This window comes from Acidovorax sp. (genome assembly GCF_016783915.1).
Lineage (GTDB): Bacteria > Pseudomonadota > Gammaproteobacteria > Burkholderiales > Burkholderiaceae_C > Acidovorax.
The window spans coordinates 1-24,246 of record NZ_JADHVT010000061.1; the positions used below are offsets into that span (position 1 = coordinate 1).

Here is a 24,246-nt window from a genome sequence, read left to right on the forward strand (position 1 = left end):
CAGGCCGCGCACGCTGCCTTCAATGCCAAGGTCGAGCAGGTGGGCCGCGAAAACTTCACGCAGTTTGAGCGTGTGGTGCTGCTGCAGAACTTTGACTCCAACTGGCGCGATCACCTGAGCGCACTTGACTACCTGCGCCAGGGCATCCATCTGCGCGGCTATGCGCAAAAGCAGCCCAAGCAGGAGTACAAGCGCGAGGCCTTCGAGCTGTTCCGCCAGCTCATCGACCAGGTCAAGAACGAGGTCACCAAGATCCTCATGACCGTGCAGGTGCAGTCGCAGGCGCAGCTCGACCAGGCCGCGCAGGACATGGAACAGCGCGCCGAGAGCATTGCTAACGTGACCTATACCGCGCCCACCGAAACCGGCGAGGTGGAGACCACGGTAGATGCACAGACCGTGGCCCAGCAAGCGCTGCCCGAAGGTATGCGCGTGGGCCGCAACGACCCCTGCCCTTGTGGCAGCGGCAAGAAGTACAAGCAGTGCCACGGCAAACTGGCTTGATTTACTGATCCAAACAACACGGGCTTCGGCCCGTGTTTTCATTGGCGCGCCACGGTTTTCCGGATAATCGGCCGCAGTTTTTTGAGAAAGACCTCCATGCCCGTCAATCTAGTCGCCCCCGTTGCTGCCGACCTGCACCCCATCGCCGGTGTGCGCATCGGTGTTGCCGAAGCTGGTGTCCGCAAGGCCCACCGCAAGGACCTCACCGTGTTCCTGCTGGACGAAGGTGCCAGCGTGGCCGGCGTGTTCACGCAGAACCGCTTTTGCGCGGCGCCGGTGCAGATCAGCCGCGAGCATCTGGGCAGCGGCCAGCCCATTCGCGCCATGGTCATCAACACCGGCAACGCCAACGCGGGTACGGGGGCTGACGGCCTGGCGCGCGCACGCTCTACCTGCATTGCGCTCGCACGCCACCTGAGCGTGGCGCCGGAGCAGATCCTGCCGTTCTCGACCGGCGTGATCATGGAACCGCTGCCCAACGACCGCATCGAGGCCGGCTTGCCAGCTGCCATCGCCGATGCACAGCCCGGCCATTGGGCACGTGCCGCCGAGGGCATCATGACCACCGACACGCTTCCCAAGGCGTTCTCTGCGCAGGTCCAGATCGGTGGCGCCACGGTGTCCATCACGGGTATCAGCAAGGGGGCGGGCATGATCCGCCCCAACATGGCCACCATGCTGGGCTTCCTGGCCACGGACGCTTGCGTGGCGCCCGCCGTCATGCAGCAACTGGCGCGTGATCTGGCTGACGGCTCTTTCAATCGCGTCACCATTGACGGTGACACATCGACGAATGACTCTTTCGTGGTCGTTGCCACCAACAAGGCAGCGCATGCGCCCGTGACCTCGCTCGACAGCGCGGACGGCCAGGCCCTCAAGGCTGCGATGCTCTCGGTGTCACAAAAGCTGGCGCAGGCGATCGTGCGGGACGGCGAGGGTGCGACCAAGTTCATCACAGTGCGGGTCGAAGGCGGCAAGACTGGCGATGAGTGCCGCAAGGTGGCCTACGCCATTGCGCATTCGCCACTGGTCAAAACGGCCTTTTTCGCCAGCGACCCCAACCTGGGTCGCATCTTGGCGGCGGTGGGCTATGCGGGCATTGACGACCTGGACCAGACCGGCATCGACCTGTACCTGGACGACGTGCATGTGGCCATTCAGGGGGGGCGCAACCCTGCCTACCGAGAAGAAGACGGTCAGCGCGTGATGAAACAGAGCGAGATCACCGTGAGGGTGCTGCTGGGCCGGGGTGCCGCAGCGGACACGGTGTGGACCTGTGACTTCAGCCACGAGTACGTGACCATCAACGCCGACTACCGCTCGTGAGTTGGGTTTTGCTATCTTTGTAATAGCTTTTGAGGCATATTCCACTAGCGCATGTCGCCACAATGAACGAAAAATTTGAACGCTTGGTCGAGCGTGCGGAGCAGCTCATCGCCCGCATCGAGTCGGTGCTGCCCCAGCCGCTGGGAGCGCCTGACTGGTCCGCATCCATTGCCTGGCGCTACCGCAAGCGCAGCAGTGGGCATGGCACGCTGGAACCCGTGCGCCACGTGGGGGCGATGCGGCTGGCAGACCTCAAGGAAATCGATCCGCAGAAAGAAAAGATCGAGCGCAATACGCAGCAGTTTGTGCAGGGCAAGCCCGCCAACAACGTGCTGCTGACCGGTGCGCGTGGTACCGGCAAGTCGTCGCTGATCAAGGCCTGCTTGAACGCTTACGCAGCCGAAGGCCTGCGCCTGATAGAGGTGGACAAGGCCGACCTGACCGACCTGCCGGACATTGTGGACGTAGTGTCTGACCGGCCCGAGAAATTCATCGTCTTCTGCGATGACCTGAGTTTTGAGGACGGCGAGCCAGGCTACAAGGCGCTCAAGTCGATCCTGGACGGCTCGGTGGCGGCCGCCACGCCGAACGTGCTGATCTACGCCACCAGCAACCGGCGCCACCTGCTGCCGGAGTACATGGCCGACAACCTCACGTACACCCACACCGAAGACGGCGAGGTGCACCCGGGCGAGGTGGTGGAGGAGAAGATTTCGCTGTCGGAGCGTTTTGGCCTGTGGGTCAGCTTCTACCCGTTCAGCCAGCAGGAGTATCTGACCATCGTGGCGCAGTGGTTGTCGTCGTTCGGTGTGCCCGCACAGGCCATTGAGGAGGCGCGGCCTGAGGCCCTGGTCTGGGCGCTGGAGCGTGGCTCGCGCAGCGGCCGCGTCGCGTACCAGTTTGCGCGCGACTATGCGGGGCGCCATGGTGGCTGAAAATCTCGCTACCAATGGCACGCCAGCCATCGCCGAACGCAAACACACCGAAGTGGCCGTGGGCATCCTGCTGCGTGCTGACGGCGCGATGCTGCTGTCCACGCGCCCGCCGGGCAAGCCCTATGCGGGGTATTGGGAGTTCCCGGGCGGCAAGCTGGAGGCGGGCGAGACCGTGGAGCAGGCACTGCGCCGCGAGCTGATCGAGGAGCTGGGCGTGACCATCGGTCCGGCCAGCGTCTGGAAAGTGACTGAGCACGACTACCCTCACGCGCTCGTACGGCTGCACTGGTGCAAGGTCTGGGAATGGACCGGCGAGTTTGAAATGCGTGAGGGCCAGGCCATGGCTTGGCAGCAGATGCCGATCACGGTGTCTCCGGTGTTGCCTGGTGCCTACCCGGTGTTGCAATGGCTGGCCGAGGAGCGTGGTCAGCAGCCTGGGATGAAGTGATGGTTGCCCTGGCCGCGCCTATTCTGATTTGCTATTGAATTGGTAGCTGTTCAGGCATATAGGATAGCCACCTAGGTCGGGTTTGGCCTCAATGATGCCCGATTCGCGCCGCAGATCACACTCAATGCTGCTGGCGTGGGTCGCCATGGGGGGCATCGTCTGGAGGTGCTTCGGTAGGCATGCGAAAGCTCTCGCTGGCCCAGGCGCCCAAGTCCACCTGCTTGCAGCGCTCGCTGCAAAACGGGCGGTACACATTCGCGGGGCTGTACACGCTATCTCCGCCGCAGCTGGGGCAGGTGACGATGCGCGCCTGCGAGATGGGGGCAGGGGAGTGGGGCATCCTGTATGTGGTCCTCTTGCTCAAGTCGGGCGGCCCGGCCCTTTTTGCGGGTCTCGGTGCCATTCAGTCTCTGGGCTTGCTGCAGCCTAAGCGCAGAGGGTCAGTTCAAACGCCGCATCTTCGTTGCAAGCGTGCAGGCGCCCATCGCCTTCTAGCCGCATGAGCCGTACCGAGACGATCAAGCGGTTGCCACTGATTTCCGGAATCAGGTTCAGTGCCGGGTCTATGCGCAGCCGCAACAGCTGAAAGGTGCGGCCTTGTGGCAGGTTTTGCTGAAATTGCCCCCGCTCTGCGGCGACCTTTTGCGGAACGCCCGAGTCGCGCAGCAGCTTGAGCAGCACATAGATCGACTCAGCGAGCGGCGCCAGTGTGGATGCCCATTCCTCCAGTGCCTGCTGTCGCACTGCTGGGGCATGGTGCTGCCACGCGTAGTAGGCGGGCAGGTCAAAACCGCAGGTGCCACCCGGAATGCCGATGCGGCTACGGATGCTCATCAGCCAGTCGTTCTCTGTGAGTGCATGGCCCGACTTGCCGCTTTGGGTGTTGAGTGCAACAAAGCACCGGTCCAACTGGCTGATCACCGCATCCAATGCGGCTTCTGAAATGGACGGGTTGCCCCGGTATGCGTCGAGCTGGTGCTTGTGTTTTTCGATGTCCTTGAGTACATCCGACTTCAGATCGGCCCGGGCGGCTACATCCATGATCTCGAAAATCGTCACCAAGGCGAAATGGTGGTCCAGTGCATGGGGGCGGGGGATCAATTCCCCCAAGCGGCGGAACAACTGCTCTAGCCGCAGATAGGTTCTGAGACGCTCGTTAAAAGGGTATTCGTAAAGGATCACGCTGGCGGGTTCCTGGGGGCTCAGGGAGCATTCTGACGCCGGTGGCGCACGGCATGGGGTGAAAGCACAAACGGTTTCGCTCGCATCATAGCCCGAACAGTGCGGCCACTTGCCGCACCTCGGCCTGCAGTTGCTCTAGTGTGCAGTGGGCATCGTTGGCAATCACCACATCGGCCACCGCCCTGCGCGCTGTGCGCGATGCTTGTGAAGCGATGATGCCCCGTACCGCGTCTGCGGACAGACTGCTGCGCAGCATGACCCGCTCGATCTGGGTCTGCTCGGCGCAGTCCACCACTACGACGGTGTCGAGCTGGCGTGCCCACCGCCCAGATTCCGCCAGCAGTGGGATGTCTTGCACGATCAATCGGGCGCCAGTCTGTATGGCCTGTTGAATCCGTTGCTGGCTGTGCAAGGCCACCATCGGGTGCACGATGGCCTCCAGCTGGCTGCGCGCCAGTGGTTGGCTGAAGGCCAGTTGCCGCATGCGCGCTCGATCCAGTGCGCCCGACGCATCGACATACGCGTCGCCAAAGGTACTTTGAATGGCAGGCATGGCAGCACCACCTGGCCCAGTCACCTCCCTGGAGATCTGGTCGGCATCTATGAGGGCTGCGCCGAAGGACGCCAGCATCTGGCCTACGGTGCTCTTGCCGCTGCCAATGCCGCCGGTCAGACCCAGGCGCAAGGGCTGTCGGTAGGTTGCCATGAGAGTCCGTCAGAGCCCCAGGAGCCCCAGCACCGTACCCAGAATGGCGTTGGGGCCAAACACCATCGCTGTGAGCCCTGCGCCCACCAAGAAGGGACCGAACGGAATGTAGCCACCCTCACGCAAGCTGCTGAAAATTTTCATCGCGATCCCGATGATGGCGCCAATCACGGAAGACATCAAAATGATGGGCACCAGCGCCTGCCAGCCAAACCATGCGCCCAACGCGGCAAACAGCTTGAAGTCGCCGTAGCCCATGCCTTCCTTGCCGGTCGCCAGCTTGAACCCCCAGTACACCAGCCAGAGCGACAGGTATCCTGCCGCAGCGCCCATGACAGAAGCGTACAACGGCACGTTCGTCCATTGCATGGCCGACGCCAGCAACCCTGCCCAGAGCAAAGGCAAGGTAATGTCATCCGGCAATAGTGTGGTGTCCCAGTCAATGAACGCAAGAGCCAACAGGGCTGCCGAAAAGCCGCACCATGCCAACCCCGCAGGCGTTGCACCCCAGCGGTGGATGCAGAAAAAGAAAAGTGCGCCCGTCGCCAACTCGACCAGCGGGTAGCGGAGGCTGATGCGCGTTTTGCAGGACGAGCAACGCCCACGCAAAAACAGATAACTCAAAACCGGGATGTTTTCGTGCCACCGCACAACGTGTCCGCACGCTGGACAGCGAGACCGAGGCGTCATGAGGTTAAAGGCGGGTTGCGTGTCCTCGGGCGGCTCTTTGCCCTGATTGGATGCCTCTACTTGCGCGAGTTCTGCCGCCCATTGCCTTTCCATCATTTTGGGAAGGCGGTAAATCACCACATTCAGAAAACTGCCGAAAAGCAACCCAATCACGCCGCCAAAAACGGCGTCCCACCACGCGTCCAGCACCATTACACAACCTGACCGAGCTTGAAGATGGGAAGGTACATGGATACCACGATACCGCCGATGAGCGTGCCCAGAAACACGATGATGATGGGCTCCATCAGGCTGGACAGGCCGGCCACCATGTCATCCACCTCGGCTTCATAAAAGTCCGCAGCTTTACCGAGCATGTGGTCGATAGAACCGGATTCTTCGCCAATCGCGCACATCTGCAACACCATGGAGGGGAAGATATTGGCATTGCCCATGGCCGCCGTGAGGCTGGTGCCTGTAGAGACTTCCTGCTGGATCTTGTCAGTGGCCAAGGAGTACACCGAATTGCCCGCAGCTCCCCCTACCGAATCGAGGGCCTCCACCAGGGGTACACCTGCCGCGAACATGGTGGACAACGTCCGGGTCCAGCGTGCGACACAGGATTTGTCGATCAAGGCGCCAAACACGGGAATCCGCAACAGAAGCCGGTCCATGAACATCTGTACCTTTTCACTGCGGCGCCATGCTTGCATGAAAAAGTAGAAGCCTCCACCGATGACACCAAAAATCAGCCACCACCATTTGACAAATACCTCGCTGATGGCCATCACAAACAAGGTGGGGGCGGGGAGGTCGGCACCGAAAGACGTGAAGACCTCCTTGAACGCTGGAATGACGAAAATCATGATGACGGTCACCACCACGAAAGCCACGATCACCACAGAAATGGGGTACATGAGGGCCGACTTGATCTTCGATTTGATCGCCTCGGTTTTCTCCATGTATGTGGCCAACCGATCCAGCAGGGCCTCCAAAATACCCGCAGCCTCGCCCGCCTCTACTAGGTTGCAGTAGAGACTGTCAAAGTACATCGGGTACTTTCTGAAAGCTCCGTTGAGCGATGTCCCTGTCTCGATATCGGACCGGACGTCATTGAGCAGCTTGGTAACGCTGGCATTAGTATTGCCTCGACCCACAATGTCGAAGGCCTGCAACAGCGGTACGCCGGCCTTCATCATGGTCGCCAGCTGGCGGGTAAACAGCGCAATATCCTTGGGCCTGATTTTTTTGCCCGAGCGCATGCGGCGCTTCTCGATTTTTGTGGGGAAAACCCCTTGGCGACGCAAAGTCGCCTGCACTTGGTTTTCTCCGACAGCACGGATTTCGCCTCGAACGATCTTTCCGTTGCGGTCCTTGCCTTCCCACTCGAAGACAAAATCCTTGATATCTTTGGTTGATGCTGCGGTCGCCATGGTGCCCTCGTCCGTGGATGCTATTCGTTGGTGACGGCCAGAACTTCCTCAAGGGAAGTGAGGCCCAATTTGGCTTTGTAGAGCCCGGATTCGCGCAGTGAACGGACACCCTCGGCGCGCGCCTGCTCTGCAATCTCCAGTGCGCTCCCGTCGCGCAGGATGATGCGCTGGATTTCCTCGGAAATAGGCATTACCTGATAGATACCGAGTCGTCCTTTGTAGCCGTTGTTGCAGGCCGAGCATCCTACGGGGCGGTAGGTCACCCATGAGCCGTCGATCTCGTGCTCCTCGTATCCCGCATCCACCAAAGCCTCATGGGGAATATCTGCGGGAGCTTTGCACACGGGGCACAGCCGACGCGCCAACCGCTGTGCGGTTATGAGAATCACGCTGGATGCAATGTTGAACGGCGCAATGCCCATGTTGCGCATCCGCGTGAGCGTTGTGGGGGCATCATTCGTGTGCAGGGTGGAAAGCACCAAGTGACCCGTTTGCGCCGCCTTGATGGAGATATCTGCAGTCTCCAGATCTCGGATTTCCCCGACCATGATGATGTCCGGATCCTGACGCAGAAACGACTTCAGGGCCACTGCAAAGGTCAGACCTGCCTTTTCATTGACGTTCACTTGGTTGACGCCAGGCAAATTGATTTCAGAAGGGTCTTCGGCTGTCGCGATATTGACGCCCGGTTTGTTCAGTAGATTCAGACATGTGTACAAGGACACGGTCTTACCAGAGCCTGTAGGGCCCGTCACCAAAATCATTCCATAAGGGCGACCAATCGCCTGGAGCAAGCGTTCCTTCTCCACGGGTTCATAGCCAAGCGCATCGATCCCGAGCTTGGCGCTGCTCGGGTCCAAAATACGGATCACGATTTTTTCGCCAAACAGGGTCGGCAAAGTGCTGACCCGAAAATCGATCACGCGATCCGGCCCCACCTTGAGCTTCATGCGACCGTCTTGGGGAACGCGCTTCTCGGAAATATCCAGGCGTGAAATCACCTTGATACGGGACGCGAGCTTGTCTTTGATGGCAATCGGCGGGGAAGCTATTTCGCGCAGTTCTCCGTCAATACGGAACCGAACGCGGTATTGGTGTTCGTAAGGCTCAAAATGCAAATCAGAGGCGCGCATATTGAAGGCGTCAAGCAGCATTTTGTGCAGGAACTTGACGATAGGCGCATCTTCTACTTCTGTTGTTCCTGTGTCCGCTTCTTCAGGCGCATCTTCAATTGCAACGTCATCAAAAGCGAAGTCTCCCCCACCACTCACCAGTGTATCCATGGATTCGCTGGTGGATTTGGTTGTGGCTTCTACCAGTCGGCTTAGTTTGTCGTATTCCGCAATAATCCAATCCACACCCATTTGGGTTGTGAATTTGATTTTCTCAGCAGCTTCCTGGTCGGTTGGGTCGGCCGTTGCGACGATCAGCCGGTTGTTGCGCTTGCTCAGGACCACCACGCGATACGCCTGGCATATCTTGTTGTCCAGCAATTCCTTGGGCAGGCGTAAAGGATCAATGGCGTCTAAGTCAAGCAATGGTGCGCCAAAAACTGCAGACACCGTGTGCGCCAGATCCGCTGCAGAAACAGCCCCAGAGCCTGTCAATTCGGCAATGAAACTGGTTCGGCTTATTTGTGATTTTTTGTAAATGTCTTCAGCCGACTTTTGGGTCAGTTTGCCCGCAGACATCAAGGCGCGGCCAAGCCCGGGCAGGGCTACTGCAGAGGCTTCTTTGAGGGCAGTATCAACAGCGGCCATGTAACCGGAAATGTGTTAGGTGTGGAAAAGAAACCATCCTATCATCACCGATCAACCATGGGCGGTACAGCGGCGCTTATTGGCAACGGCGCCACAAACGGGTGGGATTTTGGTAGGTGACCATACTGCGATATATGGTCGGGGTGAGAGGATTCGAACCTCCGGCCTCTACGTCCCGAACGTAGCGCTCTACCAGGCTAAGCTACACCCCGCAGCTTGCAATAGCATTCGTGAACGAATCTAGTGCATCTTTCAATTCCGCCGCGCAAGCAGTTGTGCGGCTAATTCTAGCAAACCCTCCGAGTAGGCATTTGCGGGTAATAGGCGGGCAGCAGCCATGGCGCGGTGCGCTTCAGCAAAGGCTGCGGCGCGGGTGATATCCAAGGCTCCGGTCGAGCGGACGATGCTCACGATTTCTGCCAATTGTTCTGTCGAACCTTGTTCTATGGCTCTGCGAACGATTTCCGCCTGGCTGGGGCTGCCTCGTTCCATGGCGGCGATCAGGGGGAGTGTGGATTTGCCTTCGCGCAAGTCGTCTCCCAGATTTTTGCCCATCTCCGCGGTGTCGCCGTCGTAGTCCAGCACGTCGTCGATGATCTGGAATGCGGTACCCAGTGCCTGGCCGTAAGTTGCGCATGCCTCTTCCACTTCGGGGGGGCTGTTGGCCAGAATGGCGCCGAGGCGGGCGCTGGCTTCGAACAGTTTGGCCGTTTTGGACCGGATGACGCGCAGATAGCCTGCCTCATCCAGTGAGGCATCGTGCATGTTCATGAGCTGTAGCACTTCACCCTCTGCAATCACATTTGTGGCCTCGGAGAGGATTTCCATGATGCGCATGCTTCCCGCCTCGACCATCATCTGGAACGAGCGAGTGTGCAGAAAGTCGCCCACAAGGACGCTGGCAGGGTTGCCAAAGGTTTCGTTGGCCGTGGGGCGGCCGCGGCGCAGGGTGGATGCATCCACCACATCATCATGCAGCAGTGTTGCTGTGTGGATCAACTCGACCACTGCGGCCAAGCTGTGCCGATGTGTGCCACGGTAGCCCAGGGCGCCACACACCATCAGCAGCAGGGCAGGGCGAAGGCGCTTGCCACCGGCGGCAATGATGTACTGAGAGATCTGGGCCACCAAGGGGACGCTGGATGTCAGGCGCTGACCGATGACCTTGTCGACCTCGTGCATGTCTTGTGCAACGAGCGTGAGGGGGGAAGCTGCGGGGGCGGTATGGTCAGTCAAGATGGTGGTCACAGAAAGTGCCCGAATTATAGGAAGGCCCGCTACAGGGCCGACGATGGCGGTGGCGTGCTGATCACGCTGGATTGACTGATGCACACGAGGCTGGCGGAGTGATGCTAGATGCGCTATACTCGCGGGCTCTGCGGAAATTCGTCTGCAGAACTCATATCAAGAGGTCAACATGTACGCGGTCATAAAAACCGGCGGCAAGCAGTATCGCGTTGCTTCCGGCGAAAAAATTAAAGTAGAACAGATTGCTGCGGACGTAGGCCAGGAAATTGTGATCGACCAAGTTTTGGCTGTCGGCAACGGCGCTGAACTGAAGGTTGGTACGCCCCTGGTGTCCGGCGCAACCGTGAAAGCCACTGTCGTGGCCCACGGCAAGCACGACAAAGTGCACATCTTCAAGATGCGCCGTCGCAAGCACTATCAAAAACGCCAAGGCCATCGCCAGCAGTTCACTGAGCTGCAAATCGGTGCGATTGCTGCTTAATCGAAGGAGCTAGTCATGGCACAGAAAAAAGGCGGCGGCTCTACGCGAAACGGGCGTGACTCCAAGCCAAAGATGCTGGGTGTCAAGGCCTTCGGCGGTGAACTGATCAGCGCTGGCTCGATCATCGTGCGCCAACGTGGCACGCGTTTCCACCCCGGCACCAACGTCGGCGTGGGCAAGGATCACACCTTGTTTGCCTTGGTGGACGGCCACGTGTCGTTCGGCACCAAGGGCGCATTGTCCAAGTCCACGGTCAATGTGACTCCCGCCTGAGGATTGCTCCTCCGGCAACCATCGAAGCCCCGCTTTGCCGGGGCTTTGTTGTTTGGTCTGTACGCGTAGCTGATGCGCTTTCGATCTGTAGTGTCTGGAATGCACCTCGCTCTTCCGCCACAATCGATCGCCAGCCGACGGTACGGTCCCTTTTGTAAACTGGATACCCCATGAAGTTCGTCGATGAAGCCTTTATTGACATTGCCGCTGGTGATGGTGGCAATGGCTGCGTGTCGTTCCGGCACGAAAAATACAAGGAATTCGGCGGCCCCAATGGTGGTGACGGTGGGCGTGGGGGGCATGTATTCGCTGTGGCCGACCCCAACCTGAATACCCTGGTGGACTATCGTTACTCCCGCCGCCACGAGGCCAAACGGGGTGAGCACGGCATGGGCTCCGACATGTTCGGTGCTGCGGGTACAGACATTACGCTCAAGATGCCGGTCGGCACCATCATCACCGACGCCGAGACGGGCGAGGTGCTGTATGAGCTGCTGACCCCGGGCGAGGTTATCACCATCGCCAAAGGCGGTGACGGCGGCTTTGGCAACATGCGTTTCAAGAGCGCAATCAACCGGGCTCCGCGTCAGAAAACACCGGGCTGGCCTGGCGAGAAAAAGAACTTGAAGCTGGAGCTGAAGGTGCTGGCCGATGTGGGTCTGCTCGGCATGCCCAATGCGGGCAAGTCCACCTTCATCACGGCAGTTTCCAATGCGCGGCCAAAGATTGCGGACTACCCGTTCACCACACTACACCCCAACCTGGGCGTCGTGCGGGTGGGGCCCGAGCAAAGCTTCGTGGTGGCTGATATCCCTGGGCTGATCGAGGGTGCCTCTGAAGGCGCGGGCTTGGGCCACCAGTTCCTGCGCCATCTGCAGCGCACGCGTTTGCTGTTGCACATCGTGGACCTGGCGCCGTTTGACGATGCTGTGGATCCAGTCGCTCAGGCCAAGGCCATCGTGAACGAGCTCAAGAAATACGACAGTCAGCTTTACAACAAGCCGCGCTGGTTGGTGTTGAACAAGCTGGACATGGTCCCTGCTGATGAGCGTGAGGCGCGTGTGAAGGATTTTGTGAAGCGCTTCAAGTGGAAGGGGCCGGTGTTTGAGATCTCTGCGCTCACGCGCGAGGGCTGTGAGCCACTGATACACGCCATCTTCCGCCATGTGCAGTCCGAGCAGCGCACGGAGAACGAGCCAGTAGAGGTGGATCCCCGGTTTGCCGGCGACACACCCGCCTGACGTGTTGGGCTCGGATCACAGTTGTTGCTATATTTTTAATAGCTACTCGGGCACGAAACAGTAGCGCTATCGGCATCAAAGACATCAAAATGGTTTCCAGCGTATTGAGAGATGCCCGCCGCATCGTGGTGAAGGTGGGCTCCAGTCTTGTGACCAACGAGGGACGTGGACTGGATGAAACCGCCATCGGTGAGTGGAGCCGCCAGCTGGCCGCACTGGTACGCGGCGACGGGGGGGCTCCGCGTGAGGTGGTGATGGTGTCCAGCGGTGCCATTGCCGAAGGCATGAAACGCCTGGGTTGGACCACGCGGCCCCAGGAGATCCACGAGCTGCAGGCGGCCGCTGCAGTGGGGCAGATGGGGCTGGCGCAGATGTACGAAACCAAGCTGCGCGAGCAAGGCATGGGCAGTGCGCAGGTGCTGCTCACCCATGCCGACCTGGCGGACCGCGAGCGTTATCTCAATGCCCGTTCCACCTTGCTCACGTTGCTGCGCCTGGGCGTGGTGCCGGTGATCAATGAGAACGACACCGTGGTCAATGACGAGATCAAGTTTGGCGATAACGACACGCTGGGTGCGCTGGTGGCCAACCTCGTGGAAGCCGACGCACTGATCATCCTCACGGACCAGAAGGGGCTCTATACCGCCGACCCACGCCGTGATCCGTCTGCGCAGTTTGTGCACGAGGCCAAGGCGGGGGATCTTGCTCTGGAGGCGATGGCGGGCGGCGCGGGCTCCAGCATTGGTAAGGGCGGCATGATCACCAAGATCCTGGCGGCCAAGCGTGCTGCAGGCTCCGGCGCATCGACCGTGATCGCCTGGGGGCGCGAGGCCGACGTGTTGGTTCGCCTCGTGGGCGGTGAGGCATTGGGTACTCTGTTGGTCGCTCAGACACAGAAAAAGCAGGCCCGCAAGCAGTGGATGGCGGACCATTTGCAGCTGCGCGGCTCTGTGGTGGTGGACGCAGGGGCTGCGGCCAAGGTGCGCGACGAAGGCAAAAGCCTGCTGCCCATCGGCATGACCGCAGTGGAAGGAGATTTCTCGCGCGGTGATGTGATTGCAGTGCGCGACGGGTCCGGGGCCGAGATTGCGCGGGGTTTGGCCAACTATGCTGCGGCAGAAGCGCGTCTTTTGTGTCGCAAACCATCGACAGAATTTGAAAAACTGCTGGGCTACATGGCTGAGCCGGAAATGGTCCACCGCGACAACCTCGTCCTAGCGCAGGGGGCCTAGGTCTCGCCTAGCGGACTTCGGTAAGGCATGCGCACATGCAGCCACTGGGTCGAGCTAACCGTAAGTAGAAACAAAAAACGCCTGCGAATGCAGGCGTTTTTTGTGGGGCTGACAATCGTTCAGCGAGGGGTATCCGATACCGAAGGCATTCCGTCGAGTTCTCCCGGCATGCTGTTTTGCGGATCGGGATCAAAACTGGCGCCGGGAGGGAGTTCCATGCCAGGGTTGACGAGCATGGAGCCCGTACGGAACATGTTGGCCACGCCCGCATGTTCACCCTCGCGGGTGCGCAGACCGCTGCGCAAATAGCGGTTGCGCTGCTCGTGGCGTGGGAGATAACGCGCCAATTCGGTCAGTGCCATCTCGTAAACGCCGCGTTTGAACTCCACCACCACATCCAGCGGAACCCAGTAATCGTTCCACCGCCAAGCGTCGAATTCCGGGTGGTTGGTGGCGCGCAGGTTCAAATCCCAGTCGTGCCCCATCAATTGCAGCAAGTACCAGATCTGCTTCTGGCCCTTGTAGTGGCCGCGAGCGTCGCGGCGGATGTACCGGTCAGGCACCTCATAGCGCAACCAGTCCCGGGTGCGGGCCACCACGCGAACGTGGTTGGGCAATAATCCCACCTCCTCATGCAGCTCGCGGAACATGGCCTGCTCGGGGGTTTCGCCCCGGTCAATGCCACCCTGCGGAAACTGCCAGCTGTGGGTGCGTATGCGCTTGCCCCAAAACACCTGGTTTTTCTGGTTGAGCAGGATGATGCCGACGTTCGGCCGAAAGCCGTCCCGGTCAAGCATAATCAAACCCCAAATTTTTAAACTGTGTCCATTATGCACGGCGCCTAGCGCGCAGCAAGTGGACTGCCCCGTTCTGCCTGCAATCGATTTCCGATGAAAGCCTCCCAATTCTTTATTTCCACCCTCAAGGAAGCTCCGGCGGATGCCGAAGTGGTCAGCCACAAACTCATGACGCGGGCGGGGCTGATCAAGAAGCTGGGCGCTGGCATCTATAACTACATGCCGCTGGGGCTGAGGGTGATCCGCAAGGTGGAAGCCATCGTGCGCGAAGAGATGAACCGCGCCGGTGCTGTAGAGCTGACCATGCCTGTGGTGCAGCCTGCGGAGCTGTGGCAGGAGACTGGGCGTTTTGACAAAATGGGCCCCGAGCTGCTGCGCATCCAGGATCGCCATGGACGCGACTTTGTGGTGCAGCCGACCAGCGAAGAAGTGATCACTGACATCGCCCGCCAGGAGCTTAAGAGCTACAAGCAACTGCCGAAGAACTTCTACCAGATCCAGACCAAGTTCCGCGACGAGCGCCGTCCGCGCTTCGGCCTCATGCGCGGCCGCGAGTTCATCATGAAGGATGCTTATAGCTTCGACCGCGACCAAGCCTCGGCTAAGGCCAGCTACCAGGTCATGGCGCAGGCTTACCGCCGCATTTTTGACCGCTTTGGCCTGACCTACCGTGCCGTGGCGGCCGACAGTGGCGCCATTGGTGGCGACCTCTCCGAAGAGTTCCAGGTGATCGCCGCCACGGGCGAAGACGCCATCGTCTACTGCCCAGAGAGCGATTACGCAGCGAACATGGAAAAGGCCGAAGCGCTGGCCCCCGCCGGTCCACGTGGTGCGGCCACCCAGGCGCTGACCAAGACGGCCACCCCGGGCAAGAGCACCTGTGCCGACGTGGCAGAGCTGCTCGGCGTGCCACTGGCGACCACCGTGAAGTCGCTGGTCCTGGCCACAGACGAAACCAACGAAGCCGGCGAGATCGTCAAGACCCAGGTCTGGCTGCTGCTGCTGCGCGGCGACCATGACATGAACGAGATCAAGGTGGGCAAGGTGCCGGGGCTGGCGGGTTTCCGTTTTGCCACGGTGGGCGAAATCGAAGACCATTTCGGCTGCAAGCCCGGTTACCTGGGTCCCATCGGCCTGAAGAAGCCTTTGAAGATCGTGGCCGACCGCGAAGTCGCCCTGATGGCTGACTGGATCTGCGGCGCCAATGAGGTGGACTTCCACATCACCGGCGTGAACTGGGGCCGCGACCTGCCCGAGCCCGACGCCGTGGCCGATCTGCGCAATGTGGTGGCGGGCGACCGCTCGCCCGACGGCAAGGGCGAGCTGGCGATTGAGCGCGGCATTGAGGTGGGCCACGTGTTCTACCTGGGCACCAAGTACAGCAAGGGCATGAACGCAACGTTCCTGGGCGACGACGGCAAGCCTGCATTCTTCGAGATGGGCTGCTATGGCATTGGCGTGACGCGCCTGCCCGCCGCCGCCATCGAACAAAACCACGACGAGCGCGGCATCATCTGGCCGGACGCCATTGCACCGTTCACGGTGGTGGTCTGTCCTGTGGGCATGGACCGCAGCGAGGCCGTCAAGGCCACGGCCGAGCAGCTCTATGCCGACCTGCTGGCATCGGGTGTAGACGTGATCTTGGACGACCGTGGCGAGCGCCCCGGTGCCATGTTTGCCGACTGGGAGCTGATTGGCGTGCCGCACCGTGTGACCATTGGCGACAAGAGCCTGAAGGAAGGTGTGGTCGAGTACCAGCACCGCCGTGACGCTGCCGCCACCAAGGTCGCCGTAGCGGACATCCTGGCCCATGTGAAGGGCCGCATGGTCGTATGAGCATGTGCGGCGCCTCCTCCATCGCTCCGTCGGCCGCGGCCTCGGGCGGCCCTGTGGGGCTGTCGCGGCGCGGCAGCCTGGTGTCGCTGGCTTCGCTGGCAGCGCCCGCCGCCTGGCTGGGTGCTCCGCAGGTGGCGCATGCTGGCGGGCAGCTGGAGGAGCCCCTGATGGACTCGGTGCGCACCGCGCTTAGCTCTGCCATTGCCAACCAGGCACCGCCCGAGCCCGAGTTTTTCACCACCGAGGCGCGCCTGCACTACCTGCGGTGGCTGGGCACGCAAAGTGATCGCTTGCGCCCCCGCAAACCGGACCTGGAGGTGCGCCGCGACTTCCTTCAGACCGTCTGGTACGAGTCCAAGCGCGCGGGGCTGGATGTGTCCCTGGTGCTCGGGCTGATCCAGGTAGAAAGTGGGTTCCGTAAATTTGCCGTGTCCAGCGTCGGGGCGCGGGGCTACATGCAGGTGATGCCCTTCTGGACGCGCGTGATTGGTGATGGTGACGCGGGCAAGCTGTTTCACATGCAGACCAACCTGCGTTTTGGCTGCGTCATCCTGCGCCACTACATCGACCGGGAGCAGGGCGATTTGTTCATGGCGCTTGGCCGCTACAACGGTAGCCGGGGCCGGTCGCCGTATCCAGACGCCGTCTTTGGTGCTCAGCGCAAGTGGCTGTTTGCCGACCGGCCGCAGTCGCCTGCTGCTTAGAGCCTGTTCACGATATCACAGGGGATCGCGTTGGAGCGCCATCGGGATAAGTGAATGTTTCGGGTGCGCCGCATGGGCTTATGCCCATGCAAGCAGCCAGTGCGTCCAATCACCCGATTGCGCTCCAACCCTTCGGGCAGCGGTCTTTGCGGGCGGTCTGCGGCGTTGCGGCGCTTGCCAATAGCCAGGCTATTGGCTGCACCCCGCACCTTGCACACCATCCCGCAAAGACGGCTGCGCGACCCCTGGGATATCGTGAACAGGCTCTTGGCGCGATTTGGGCGGCCGTCACACGGGCGCAAGTGGCCCGGAGTCACTAAACACCGGTTCCCGATGGTGCTGAGGGGGTCGGAGCGGCGCCACCAGTGGCCCCGCCCAGCCTGGAGACCATGACCTGGTCGACGCGGTAGCTGTCCACGTCCAGCACCTCGAACTTGTAGCCACCCCAGCTCACGCTGTCAGTACGGCGGGGTACGCGCCGCAGCATCACCATCAGGAACCCGGCCAGGGTTTCGTAGTCGCCCGTGTGGGGCAGCTCGTCCAGCGACAGTGCGCGCAACACGTCCTCGACCGGTGTGACGCCGTCGATGAGCCACGAGTTTTCATCGCGCCGCACAATCTGCTCTTCGTCCGCCGGGCCCACCAGGTCCCCCATCACGGTGCTCATCACATCGTTCAGGGTGACCACGCCCACCACCAAGCTGTATTCATTGACGATGACAGCAAAGTCTTCGTGCACCTGGCGGAACTGCTCCAGCACCTCCGACAGCGTGAGCCGGTCTGGGACGATCAACACCTTGCGCACCAGGCTGTCATCGGCCAGCGAAATGGGCTGGTTGTTCAGCACGCGCTGGAACAGGTCCTTGGCATCCACATAGCCCACCACATGGTCGATATCGCCCTCGCACACGGGGTAGGTTGAGAAAGGCTCGGCCGCAATGCGCAGGCGGATCACGGAGTCCGGCTCGTCGCGCAAGAAGAAGGCCACACGGTCGCGCGGCGACATGGCGCTGGACACCATGCGCGTGTCCAGCTCGAACACATTGGTGATGACCTGCTGCTCGCGGGCGGCCAGCACACCGGCACGCGCACCCGCTTCCATCATCGCCAGGATGTCGTCCGAGGTGATGCGGTCGTCCCGCAGCGATGACATGCCCAGCACCCGGAACAGGGCATCCGCCCCCCGGCTGTAGAACCACACCACAGGGCGCAACAGCGCCATGCACCAGGCCATGGGCTGCGCCAGCCGCACCACCAGCCGCTCGGGCTCGGCCATGCCCAGGCGCTTGGGGAACAGGTCGGCAAACAGGATGAAAAGGGAGGTGATGACCAGGAACGAGGCGAGAAAGCCCGCCTTCTGCGCGGCTGATTCCGACAGCCACAGGCCGAACAGCGTGGTGAAGTGGGGGCTCAGCGCACCTTCGCCCACGATACCGCCCAGGATGGCCACGGCGTTCTGCCCCACCTGCACCACCGTGAAGTAGTCGCCCGGCTGCTCCTGCATGCGCAGCACCTGGTCCGCCCTGGCATCCCCTTCGTCGGCCATCTGCCGCAGGCGCAGGCGGCGCGCTGCGGCGAGCGAGATCTCGGCCATGGAGAAAAAGGCGCTGGCTGCAATCAGCAGCCCGATGACAAAGAGGCTTTGGGAGAGGGTCATGAATGGCGACGGAGCGTGGCGCTGCGGCACACCGGATGACTGAGTGTATCTGCGCGTTCCGCAGGCACCTATCCCATGTGTGCACTCATCGGGGGGCCTGGTTGGCCTTAGGGGGTGGGGCCCCGAAGGCCAGTCCTGCGGGCGAGCGCAGGACTGGCGGCCGGTGCCTTGTTATTGCACGAAGCCGATGCGGCTACGCCCTGACGCCACCTTGGGCAGGTCAGCAATCTCCACGGTGGATCGGCGGTCCAGCCGCGCATTTCCAAAGCCCGTCATCAGCGCCCGGCGCATTTCGCGCGGCGGCATCTGCGCCAGGTGGTCCAGCACGTCGTCCATCGGCTCCGGGTCCAGCAGGCGGCCCCAGTCGTGCCCTGCGCGGATGCCCTGGTACAGGTTGCGGGCGATGGTGCGCGCCTGCTCCAGCGTGGGCGCCTCCACCTCGAACACGTTCATGCGGTTCAGGATGGGGTCGGGGATGCCGCGCGTGTCGTTGGCGGTGGTGATCCAGATCACCTGGCTGGCGTCGATGGCCACCTCCGCAAACTCGTCGGTAAAGCTCTGGGCCGTGTCGTACTCCAGCAAGCTGTACAGCGCGCCCAGCGGGTCGTACTGTGCATCGCTGCTGGCCTTGTCGATCTCGTCCACCACGATGACCGGGTTGGCATATTCGCCCTCCACCAGCGCCTCGAACACCTTGCCGGGGCGTGCCCCTTTCCATTGGGCCGACGAGCCCGACAGCAGCCAGCCTGCGGTCATGGAACTCATGGGCAGCAGGTTCATGCCCGTGCCCAGCAGCTCGGCCAGGTGGCGCGCGAAGTGGGTCTTGCCGATGCCGGGTGGGCCCAGCAGCAGCATGGGTGTGACCTCCAGGCCATCGCTGCTGTCCTGCGCCAGCGCCACGTGGCGCTTCACATCGTTCAGCACCTCGGTGAAGTTGGGCAACTGCTCGTACAGGCTGGCCATGTCGGGAATGCCCGAGGGCTTGACCTGAAAGCGCTCTGGGCCACGCTCCAGCATGCGTTCGTACACGGTGCGCAGGGTTTCGTATTCGCGCTGGTTGCCGGACTCCTGCAGCCGTGCGAGCTTGCGCTCGACATCGCCGGGGTGGAACACGTTACGCATCTGAGCCACCGGCAAGCGCAGGGCGGGTGGCTGGGGAACAAGGCTATGGCTGGTCATTGCATGCTCCTGTGAGGGTTACGTCACGCAACCATTCAAGCACACAACATGCCCGCTGCTCTATCGGAAAAGCCCCTGATTGGTGCCTCTGTTGCGGGCAAGCAAAAAGGCCGCCCGAAGGCGGCCTGATGAAGGGTGAGGCAAAGGGCTCGTCGATCAGCCCTCGGTGCCCAGCACTTGCTTGAGTTCGCCCGACTCATACATCTCCATCATGATGTCCGAGCCGCCGATGAACTCGCCCTTCACATACAGCTGCGGGATCGTGGGCCAGTTGCTGTATTCCTTGATGCCCTGGCGAATTTCGTCGTCTTCGAGCACGTTGACGGTGACCACGCTCTTCGGGTCTACGCCACAGGCCTTGAGGATCTGGATGGCGCGGCCGGAGAAGCCACACATGGGGAAGCTGGCGCTGCCCTTCATGAACAGAAGGATGTCGCTGGATTTGACGAGGCCGTCGATGCGTTGTTGGGTGTCGCTCATGGGAAAACTCCTTGAAAGAGGCTGCGGGCGAATGGATGCTGAGGGCCCGCGATGGAGGGATTATTTCACTGTCGGCCATTGCCCGCCTGTGCAGCGTGCGATGTCGGCAAGGTCATTGCGGCTTTGTACCCGCACAAAGCCCTGGGCGGCAAGCAGTGCCTGCACGGCGTCTGCCTGGTCGTAGCCATGCTCCAGCAGCAGCCAGCCGCCCGGCCGCAGGTGGGTGGGCGCCTGGGAGACGATGGCGCGGATGTCTTCGAGGCCGTCCGCGCCGCTGGCCAGGGCTTGCAGGGGCTCGTGCGTCAGCGCGGCCAGGTGCGGGTCGGCGCTGGCGATGTAGGGCGGGTTGGAGACGATGGCGTCGAATGGCCCCTCCACTCCCATCAGCCAGTTGGCCTGCTGAAACTGCACGGGCAGGCCCAGTCGCTCAGCGTTGGCCTGCGCTACAGCCAGGGCATCGGCACTGGCATCTACCGCCAGCACCTGGGCGTCGGTGCGCTGACTTTGCAGCGCCAGGGCAATGGCACCGCTGCCGGTGCCCAGGTCCACCACGCGGGGCGATGCCAGCGGGGCGATCACCTCCAGCGCCCAGTCCACCAGGGTTTCGGTGTCGGGGCGCGGGTCCAGCACGCGCGCGTCCACCTGCAGCGGCAGGCCGTAGAACTCCTTGCGGCCGGTGAGGTAGGCCACGGGCTCGCCCGCCACGCGGCGCTGGCACAGGGCAATGAACTGGGTGTGTGTGGTCTCGTCCAGTGCGTCGGTATCGTGCGCCAGCAGCCAGGCGCGGCCTGCATCAGGCCGACCCACGGCGTGCAGCAGCAGCAGTTGCGCGTCGATACGCGCCAGGCCCAGGGTGTGGGCTTGCGCCAAAGCCTGGGCGAGGGTGGGAGAGGTGGTGTAGTTCACTATTGTTTTGATAGCTGTTCAGGCATATGAATCTAGCGCTACCAGCCAATTTGTCTCAAATTCTTGCTTGGCTCACCCGGTGGCGCCCATCTCCAGCTCTTCCAGCTGCTCGGCCTCGCGGGCATGCTGCAGGGCCTGCAGCACATCGCCCAGGTCGCCTTCCATCACGGCCAGCAGCTTGTACAGCGTGAGGTTGATGCGGTGGTCAGTCAGGCGCCCCTGCGGAAAGTTGTAGGTGCGGATGCGGTCGCTGCGGTCGCCGCTGCCGATCAGGCCCTTGCGCAGCGCGGCCTCCTTGGCGGCGCGTTCGCTGCGCTCTTTCTCCTGGATGCGCGCCTGCAGTACCTGCAGCGCCTTGGCCTTGTTGCTGTGCTGGCTGCGGCCGTCCTGGCATTCGGCCACGATGCCGGTGGGCAAGTGCACCACGCGCACGGCCGAGTCGGTCTTGTTGATGTGCTGGCCACCGGCGCCGCTGGCGCGAAAGGTGTCGATGCGCAGGTCTGCCGGGTTGAGCTTGATGGCCTCGTGCTCGTCGGGCTCGGGCATCACGGCCACGGTGCAGGCGCTGGTGTGGATGCGGCCCTGGGTTTCGGTGGCGGGCACGCGCTGCACGCGGTGGCCACCGGATTCGAACTTGAGAGCTCCGTAAACATGGTCACCCTCTATGCGCAGCACGATTTCCTTGTAGCCGCCGAGCTCGGCCGCGTTCTCGCTCACCACCTCCACCTTCCAGCCCACGTTGGCGGCGTAGCGGGTGTACATGCGGGTGAGGTCGCCTGCGAACAGGGCGGATTCGTCACCACCCGTGCCCGCACGGATTTCCACAAACGCGTTGCGCGCGTCGTCGGGGTCCTTCGGTAAAAGCAGGCGCTGCAGTTCGTCTTCCAGTTGCAGCAGCTCGGCCTCGGCACTGGTGATTTCTTCCTGTGCCATCTCGGCCATGTCGGGGTCGGCCAGCATCTCGCGCGCACCCGCCAGGTCGGCCTCGCGCTGCTGGTAGCGGGCGTAGCGGCCGGCGACCTGCGTGACCTCGGCATGCTCGACGGAGATGCGCCGGTACTGCGCCATGTCGCTCATGATGTCTTCGCGCGAGAGCAGGAAGTTGAGTTCGCCCAGGCGCTGTGCGTAGCGCTCCAGCTGGCTTCGGAGAAAGGGTTTCATGGAATTCTGGAAAAATGATTTGCTACAGATTGGGTAGCTGGTGGCGCATGTAAATCATGCGCCTGAGGCCGATTTGGCTCAAATCGGAACGGCTGTGGAGCGGGCGAGCGCCGCTACAGGCCGTTGTTGTGGGGGGTCTTGCTTTGCGAGCGCAGGAACAGGCGCGAGACGGTCTGGGCCGTCTGGGCTCGCATCTCGGCGTCGCCCGCGCGCAGCTCGGCCAGGGTGCCGTGCAGCATTTTCTGTGTGAGGCCGCGCGACAGGGCTTCGAGCACGGCGTCCACGTCCTCGCCCTTGGCCAGCAGCTTCTTGGCGCGGGCGATTTCCAGCGCGCGCCATTCGTCCGTCTGGGCGTTGAGCTGCTGGATCAGCGGCACCACGCCACCCTCGGCGGCTGCGGGGCTGCGCAGCTCCATCCAGTGCATGAAGCTTTGCACGCCCGCGTCGATGATGGCCTCGGCCTGCGCCACGGCGGCCTGGCGGTTGGCCTGCGCGGTTTGCACCACGGTGGCCAGGTCGTCCACGGTGTAGAGGTACACGTCGCCCAGGGCCTTGACCTCGGGCTCGATGTCGCGCGGCACGGCAAGATCGACCATGAACATGGGGCGGTGGCGGCGCTTCTTGAGGGCGCGCTCCACGGCACCCAGGCCGATGATGGGCAGGCTGCTGGCGGTGCAGCTGATGACGGCGTCGAACTCGTGCAGGCGCTCGGGCAGGTCGGCCAGGCGCATTACCTCGCCGCCAAAGCGGGTGGCGAGCTTTTCGCCGCGTTCCAGCGTGCGGTTGGCAATGGCGATCTGCTTCGGGTTCTTGGCGGCGAAGTGCGTGGCGCACAGCTCGATCATCTCGCCCGCGCCGACGAACAGCACGCGGATCTTGGAGAGGTCTTCAAACAGCTGGCTGGCCAGGCGCACGGCGGCGGCTGCCATGCTGATGCTGTGTGCGCCGATCTCGGTGCTGGTGCGCACCTCCTTGGCCACGGCAAAGCTGCGCTGGAACAGCTGGTTGAGCGTGGTGCCTAAAGCGCCGGCCGTCTCGGCGGCGCGCACCGCGTCTTTCATCTGGCCCAGGATCTGGGCCTCGCCCAGCACCATGGAATCGAGCCCGCTGGCCACGCGGAAGGCGTGGCGTGCGACGAGACTGTCTTCCAGCGTGTAGGAGTGCGAGCGCAGCAGCGCGGGGCTCACGCCGCCGCTGTGGGCCAGCCAGCCCAGCGTGTGGTCCACTGCGGGCTGGTCGCCGGCACAGTAAATTTCGGTGCGATTGCAGGTGGAGATGATGGCGGTTTCCACCCCGGGGTGGCGGCTGGCAGCGCCGCCAGAGTTGCCCAACGACTGGCGCAAACCGTGCAGCGTGGGGGCGATCTGATCGAGCGCAAACGCAAACCGGCCGCGCAGATCGAGCGGCGCGGTGGTGTGGTTGATGCCGAGGGCCCAGACTGCCATAAGCCGCAATTATAAAATTGTTGGCCCGAACAGGCGGCCTTGCTTGTTCAAGCCTTGATTTGGGTCAATTCCATGGGTCCGCTGGACATCGTCAACCACCTCCTCAACTTTGTCGCACCCGCTGCCGCCGTGGCGCTGGTGTTGGTGCTTTCGGGCCGTCTGGTGGGCTCGCGCAGTGCCTCTGCAATGTCTGTGTGGCTGCGGTGGGCGATTCTGTTTGCCGTGGGGGTGGCGGTGCTCGCGGCAGGGCTGGTGCTGTGGGGACGTGACGGCAAGATGCTCACCTATGCCGCGCTGGTGGTGGCCTGCGCCACTTGCCAGTGGGTGCTGGTGCGGGGCTGGAAGGCTTGAAGCTTTCAGCAAGCCGTCACGTGTTTTGAGGGTTTGCGAGAGGTGCTCTGGAGGGCTGTTGCGCCCTGGGGTCTGATAGCCTCTTTGCATCTTCCCATGCAGCCGCCATGGCCCGCGCCGACGGAAGTGGCAAGCATCCCTCATACCCACAACCAATGCTGGAGACAACCCCATGAAGCTGCTGCGTACCTGCATCACCCTGGCCGCAGGCCTGGCCTTGGCTGCCGCCGTGCATGCGCAGGCGTTTCCGTCCAAGCCCATCCGTATCGTGGTGGGCTTCCCCGCCGGCGGG

25 protein-coding genes and 1 tRNA gene are annotated in these 24,246 nt (G+C 62.1%); 11 read left to right on the forward strand and 15 right to left on the reverse strand.

The features are described from left to right. From ISS20_RS12820 to ISS20_RS12835, 4 genes are all read left to right on the forward strand, one after another. Positions 1-504: SEC-C metal-binding domain-containing protein (locus ISS20_RS12820; protein WP_291437143.1), on the forward strand; the 504-nt coding region annotated here is incomplete at its 5' end. Between the two features lie 96 nt (positions 505-600). Next, entirely contained in the window at positions 601-1,830 is a 1,230-nt protein-coding gene (argJ, locus tag ISS20_RS12825) for a bifunctional glutamate N-acetyltransferase/amino-acid acetyltransferase ArgJ (protein ID WP_291437145.1), read from the forward strand. Between the two features lie 62 nt (positions 1,831-1,892). Next, positions 1,893-2,765 (forward strand): ATP-binding protein, encoded by an 873-nt coding sequence (locus ISS20_RS12830; protein WP_056060299.1) that lies wholly within the window; start codon positions 1,893-1,895, stop codon positions 2,763-2,765. Beyond that, on the forward strand, positions 2,743-3,213 hold the full coding sequence (locus ISS20_RS12835; protein ID WP_291437147.1) for an NUDIX domain-containing protein: 471 nt from the start codon (positions 2,743-2,745) through the stop codon (positions 3,211-3,213). The genes ISS20_RS12830 and ISS20_RS12835 overlap by 23 nt, the downstream gene beginning before the upstream one ends. A gap of 121 nt (positions 3,214-3,334) precedes the next feature. Here ISS20_RS12835 and ISS20_RS12840 read toward each other — a convergent pair whose 3' ends face one another. From ISS20_RS12840 to ISS20_RS12875, 8 genes are all read right to left on the reverse strand, one after another. Continuing rightward, positions 3,335-3,553 (reverse strand): DNA gyrase inhibitor YacG, encoded by a 219-nt coding sequence (locus ISS20_RS12840; RefSeq protein WP_291437150.1) that lies wholly within the window; start codon positions 3,551-3,553, stop codon positions 3,335-3,337. Positions 3,554-3,639: 86 nt separating this feature from the next. Further along, a complete protein-coding gene (zapD, locus tag ISS20_RS12845) occupies positions 3,640-4,395 on the reverse strand; it encodes a cell division protein ZapD (protein ID WP_291437151.1) in 756 nt (251 codons plus the stop codon). 85 nt (positions 4,396-4,480) lie between these two features. Then, positions 4,481-5,101 carry a dephospho-CoA kinase gene (gene coaE, locus ISS20_RS12850; RefSeq protein ID WP_291437153.1) on the reverse strand — a complete coding sequence of 207 codons (621 nt, stop codon included), beginning with the start codon at positions 5,099-5,101 and terminating at the stop codon, positions 4,481-4,483. Positions 5,102-5,110: 9 nt separating this feature from the next. After that, positions 5,111-5,983, reverse strand: coding sequence for an A24 family peptidase (locus tag ISS20_RS12855; protein WP_291437155.1), 873 nt, complete (start codon positions 5,981-5,983; stop codon positions 5,111-5,113). Next, positions 5,983-7,203, reverse strand: coding sequence for a type II secretion system F family protein (locus ISS20_RS12860; RefSeq protein WP_291437157.1), 1,221 nt, complete (start codon positions 7,201-7,203; stop codon positions 5,983-5,985). Before ISS20_RS12860 ends, ISS20_RS12855 begins: the two co-directional genes overlap by 1 nt. A gap of 20 nt (positions 7,204-7,223) precedes the next feature. Further along, positions 7,224-8,963: a type IV-A pilus assembly ATPase PilB gene (pilB, locus tag ISS20_RS12865; protein ID WP_291437159.1), complete on the reverse strand. Its 1,740-nt coding sequence runs from the start codon at positions 8,961-8,963 to the stop codon at positions 7,224-7,226. Between the two features lie 135 nt (positions 8,964-9,098). Then, positions 9,099-9,175 (reverse strand) — tRNA-Pro (locus ISS20_RS12870). Between the two features lie 40 nt (positions 9,176-9,215). Continuing rightward, positions 9,216-10,145, reverse strand: a complete 930-nt coding sequence (locus ISS20_RS12875) for a polyprenyl synthetase family protein (RefSeq protein WP_291437161.1) — start codon at positions 10,143-10,145, stop codon at positions 9,216-9,218. A gap of 235 nt (positions 10,146-10,380) precedes the next feature. On the opposite strand from ISS20_RS12875, the gene rplU reads away from it, so the two are divergent. The 4 genes from rplU to proB all read left to right on the forward strand — a co-directional run bounded on the left by rplU (position 10,381) and on the right by proB (position 13,438). After that, positions 10,381-10,692: a 50S ribosomal protein L21 gene (rplU, locus tag ISS20_RS12880; protein WP_005794184.1), complete on the forward strand. Its 312-nt coding sequence runs from the start codon at positions 10,381-10,383 to the stop codon at positions 10,690-10,692. 15 nt (positions 10,693-10,707) lie between these two features. Next, positions 10,708-10,965 (forward strand): 50S ribosomal protein L27, encoded by a 258-nt coding sequence (gene rpmA, locus ISS20_RS12885; RefSeq protein WP_005794180.1) that lies wholly within the window; start codon positions 10,708-10,710, stop codon positions 10,963-10,965. Positions 10,966-11,135: 170 nt separating this feature from the next. Further along, on the forward strand, positions 11,136-12,206 hold the full coding sequence (gene cgtA, locus ISS20_RS12890) for an Obg family GTPase CgtA (protein ID WP_291437168.1): 1,071 nt from the start codon (positions 11,136-11,138) through the stop codon (positions 12,204-12,206). A gap of 89 nt (positions 12,207-12,295) precedes the next feature. After that, complete coding sequence (gene proB / locus ISS20_RS12895; RefSeq protein WP_291437170.1) at positions 12,296-13,438, forward strand: glutamate 5-kinase; 1,143 nt, start codon at positions 12,296-12,298, stop codon at positions 13,436-13,438. A gap of 119 nt (positions 13,439-13,557) precedes the next feature. Here the strand turns inward: proB and ISS20_RS12900 are convergent, their stop codons facing one another. Continuing rightward, positions 13,558-14,235: an RNA pyrophosphohydrolase gene (locus tag ISS20_RS12900; RefSeq protein ID WP_056060325.1), complete on the reverse strand. Its 678-nt coding sequence runs from the start codon at positions 14,233-14,235 to the stop codon at positions 13,558-13,560. Positions 14,236-14,328: 93 nt separating this feature from the next. Here ISS20_RS12900 and ISS20_RS12905 point away from each other — a divergent pair, with 93 nt between their 5' ends. Together ISS20_RS12905 and ISS20_RS12910 are read left to right on the forward strand one after the other, a co-directional pair. Further along, positions 14,329-16,071, forward strand: a complete 1,743-nt coding sequence (locus ISS20_RS12905) for a proline--tRNA ligase (RefSeq protein WP_291437173.1) — start codon at positions 14,329-14,331, stop codon at positions 16,069-16,071. After that, positions 16,068-16,775 carry a lytic transglycosylase domain-containing protein gene (locus ISS20_RS12910; protein ID WP_291437175.1) on the forward strand — a complete coding sequence of 236 codons (708 nt, stop codon included), beginning with the start codon at positions 16,068-16,070 and terminating at the stop codon, positions 16,773-16,775. The genes ISS20_RS12905 and ISS20_RS12910 overlap by 4 nt, the downstream gene beginning before the upstream one ends. A 316-nt stretch (positions 16,776-17,091) precedes the next feature. On the opposite strand, the gene ISS20_RS12915 is transcribed toward ISS20_RS12910, so the two are convergent. The 6 genes from ISS20_RS12915 to hemA form a co-directional block, all read right to left on the reverse strand. Continuing rightward, positions 17,092-18,432 carry a hemolysin family protein gene (locus ISS20_RS12915; protein WP_291437177.1) on the reverse strand — a complete coding sequence of 447 codons (1,341 nt, stop codon included), beginning with the start codon at positions 18,430-18,432 and terminating at the stop codon, positions 17,092-17,094. A gap of 171 nt (positions 18,433-18,603) precedes the next feature. Then, positions 18,604-19,611, reverse strand: a complete 1,008-nt coding sequence (locus tag ISS20_RS12920) for an AAA family ATPase (RefSeq protein ID WP_291437179.1) — start codon at positions 19,609-19,611, stop codon at positions 18,604-18,606. Positions 19,612-19,767: 156 nt separating this feature from the next. After that, positions 19,768-20,091, reverse strand: coding sequence for a Grx4 family monothiol glutaredoxin (grxD, locus tag ISS20_RS12925; protein ID WP_056060339.1), 324 nt, complete (start codon positions 20,089-20,091; stop codon positions 19,768-19,770). Between the two features lie 60 nt (positions 20,092-20,151). Then, positions 20,152-20,997 (reverse strand): peptide chain release factor N(5)-glutamine methyltransferase, encoded by an 846-nt coding sequence (gene prmC, locus ISS20_RS12930; RefSeq protein ID WP_291437181.1) that lies wholly within the window; start codon positions 20,995-20,997, stop codon positions 20,152-20,154. Between the two features lie 72 nt (positions 20,998-21,069). Beyond that, on the reverse strand, positions 21,070-22,158 hold the full coding sequence (gene prfA / locus ISS20_RS12935) for a peptide chain release factor 1 (protein ID WP_291437183.1): 1,089 nt from the start codon (positions 22,156-22,158) through the stop codon (positions 21,070-21,072). 113 nt (positions 22,159-22,271) lie between these two features. Continuing rightward, on the reverse strand, positions 22,272-23,603 hold the full coding sequence (hemA, locus tag ISS20_RS12940) for a glutamyl-tRNA reductase (RefSeq protein ID WP_056060348.1): 1,332 nt from the start codon (positions 23,601-23,603) through the stop codon (positions 22,272-22,274). Between the two features lie 72 nt (positions 23,604-23,675). On the opposite strand from hemA, the gene ISS20_RS12945 reads away from it, so the two are divergent. After that, positions 23,676-23,954, forward strand: a complete 279-nt coding sequence (locus tag ISS20_RS12945) for a hypothetical protein (protein ID WP_291437185.1) — start codon at positions 23,676-23,678, stop codon at positions 23,952-23,954. The last annotated feature ends 292 nt before the right edge of the window (positions 23,955-24,246 follow it).

What these genes read in the sequence shown, in the direction of transcription:
- ISS20_RS12840 (WP_291437150.1), bottom strand. Translation starts at nt 3,553, where the DNA reads ATGCCCCACTCCCCTGCCCCCATCTCGCAGGCGCGCATCGTCACCTGC.
- ISS20_RS12835 (WP_291437147.1), top strand. Translation starts at nt 2,743, where the DNA reads ATGCGGGGCGCCATGGTGGCTGAAAATCTCGCTACCAATGGCACGCCA.
- ISS20_RS12945 (WP_291437185.1), top strand. Translation starts at nt 23,676, where the DNA reads ATGGGTCCGCTGGACATCGTCAACCACCTCCTCAACTTTGTCGCACCC.
- ISS20_RS12875 (WP_291437161.1), bottom strand. Translation starts at nt 10,145, where the DNA reads ATGCACGAGGTCGACAAGGTCATCGGTCAGCGCCTGACATCCAGCGTC.
- ISS20_RS12900 (WP_056060325.1), bottom strand. Translation starts at nt 14,235, where the DNA reads ATGCTTGACCGGGACGGCTTTCGGCCGAACGTCGGCATCATCCTGCTC.
- ISS20_RS12915 (WP_291437177.1), bottom strand. Translation starts at nt 18,432, where the DNA reads ATGACCCTCTCCCAAAGCCTCTTTGTCATCGGGCTGCTGATTGCAGCC.
- ISS20_RS12830 (WP_056060299.1), top strand. Translation starts at nt 1,893, where the DNA reads ATGAACGAAAAATTTGAACGCTTGGTCGAGCGTGCGGAGCAGCTCATC.
- hemA (WP_056060348.1), bottom strand. Translation starts at nt 23,603, where the DNA reads ATGGCAGTCTGGGCCCTCGGCATCAACCACACCACCGCGCCGCTCGAT.
- ISS20_RS12920 (WP_291437179.1), bottom strand. Translation starts at nt 19,611, where the DNA reads ATGACCAGCCATAGCCTTGTTCCCCAGCCACCCGCCCTGCGCTTGCCG.
- prfA (WP_291437183.1), bottom strand. Translation starts at nt 22,158, where the DNA reads ATGAAACCCTTTCTCCGAAGCCAGCTGGAGCGCTACGCACAGCGCCTG.
- argJ (WP_291437145.1), top strand. Translation starts at nt 601, where the DNA reads ATGCCCGTCAATCTAGTCGCCCCCGTTGCTGCCGACCTGCACCCCATC.
- grxD (WP_056060339.1), bottom strand. Translation starts at nt 20,091, where the DNA reads ATGAGCGACACCCAACAACGCATCGACGGCCTCGTCAAATCCAGCGAC.
- pilB (WP_291437159.1), bottom strand. Translation starts at nt 8,963, where the DNA reads ATGGCCGCTGTTGATACTGCCCTCAAAGAAGCCTCTGCAGTAGCCCTG.
- coaE (WP_291437153.1), bottom strand. Translation starts at nt 5,101, where the DNA reads ATGGCAACCTACCGACAGCCCTTGCGCCTGGGTCTGACCGGCGGCATT.
- ISS20_RS12905 (WP_291437173.1), top strand. Translation starts at nt 14,329, where the DNA reads ATGAAAGCCTCCCAATTCTTTATTTCCACCCTCAAGGAAGCTCCGGCG.
- ISS20_RS12860 (WP_291437157.1), bottom strand. Translation starts at nt 7,203, where the DNA reads ATGGCGACCGCAGCATCAACCAAAGATATCAAGGATTTTGTCTTCGAG.
- rpmA (WP_005794180.1), top strand. Translation starts at nt 10,708, where the DNA reads ATGGCACAGAAAAAAGGCGGCGGCTCTACGCGAAACGGGCGTGACTCC.
- ISS20_RS12855 (WP_291437155.1), bottom strand. Translation starts at nt 5,983, where the DNA reads ATGGTGCTGGACGCGTGGTGGGACGCCGTTTTTGGCGGCGTGATTGGG.
- proB (WP_291437170.1), top strand. Translation starts at nt 12,296, where the DNA reads ATGGTTTCCAGCGTATTGAGAGATGCCCGCCGCATCGTGGTGAAGGTG.
- cgtA (WP_291437168.1), top strand. Translation starts at nt 11,136, where the DNA reads ATGAAGTTCGTCGATGAAGCCTTTATTGACATTGCCGCTGGTGATGGT.
- ISS20_RS12910 (WP_291437175.1), top strand. Translation starts at nt 16,068, where the DNA reads ATGAGCATGTGCGGCGCCTCCTCCATCGCTCCGTCGGCCGCGGCCTCG.
- rplU (WP_005794184.1), top strand. Translation starts at nt 10,381, where the DNA reads ATGTACGCGGTCATAAAAACCGGCGGCAAGCAGTATCGCGTTGCTTCC.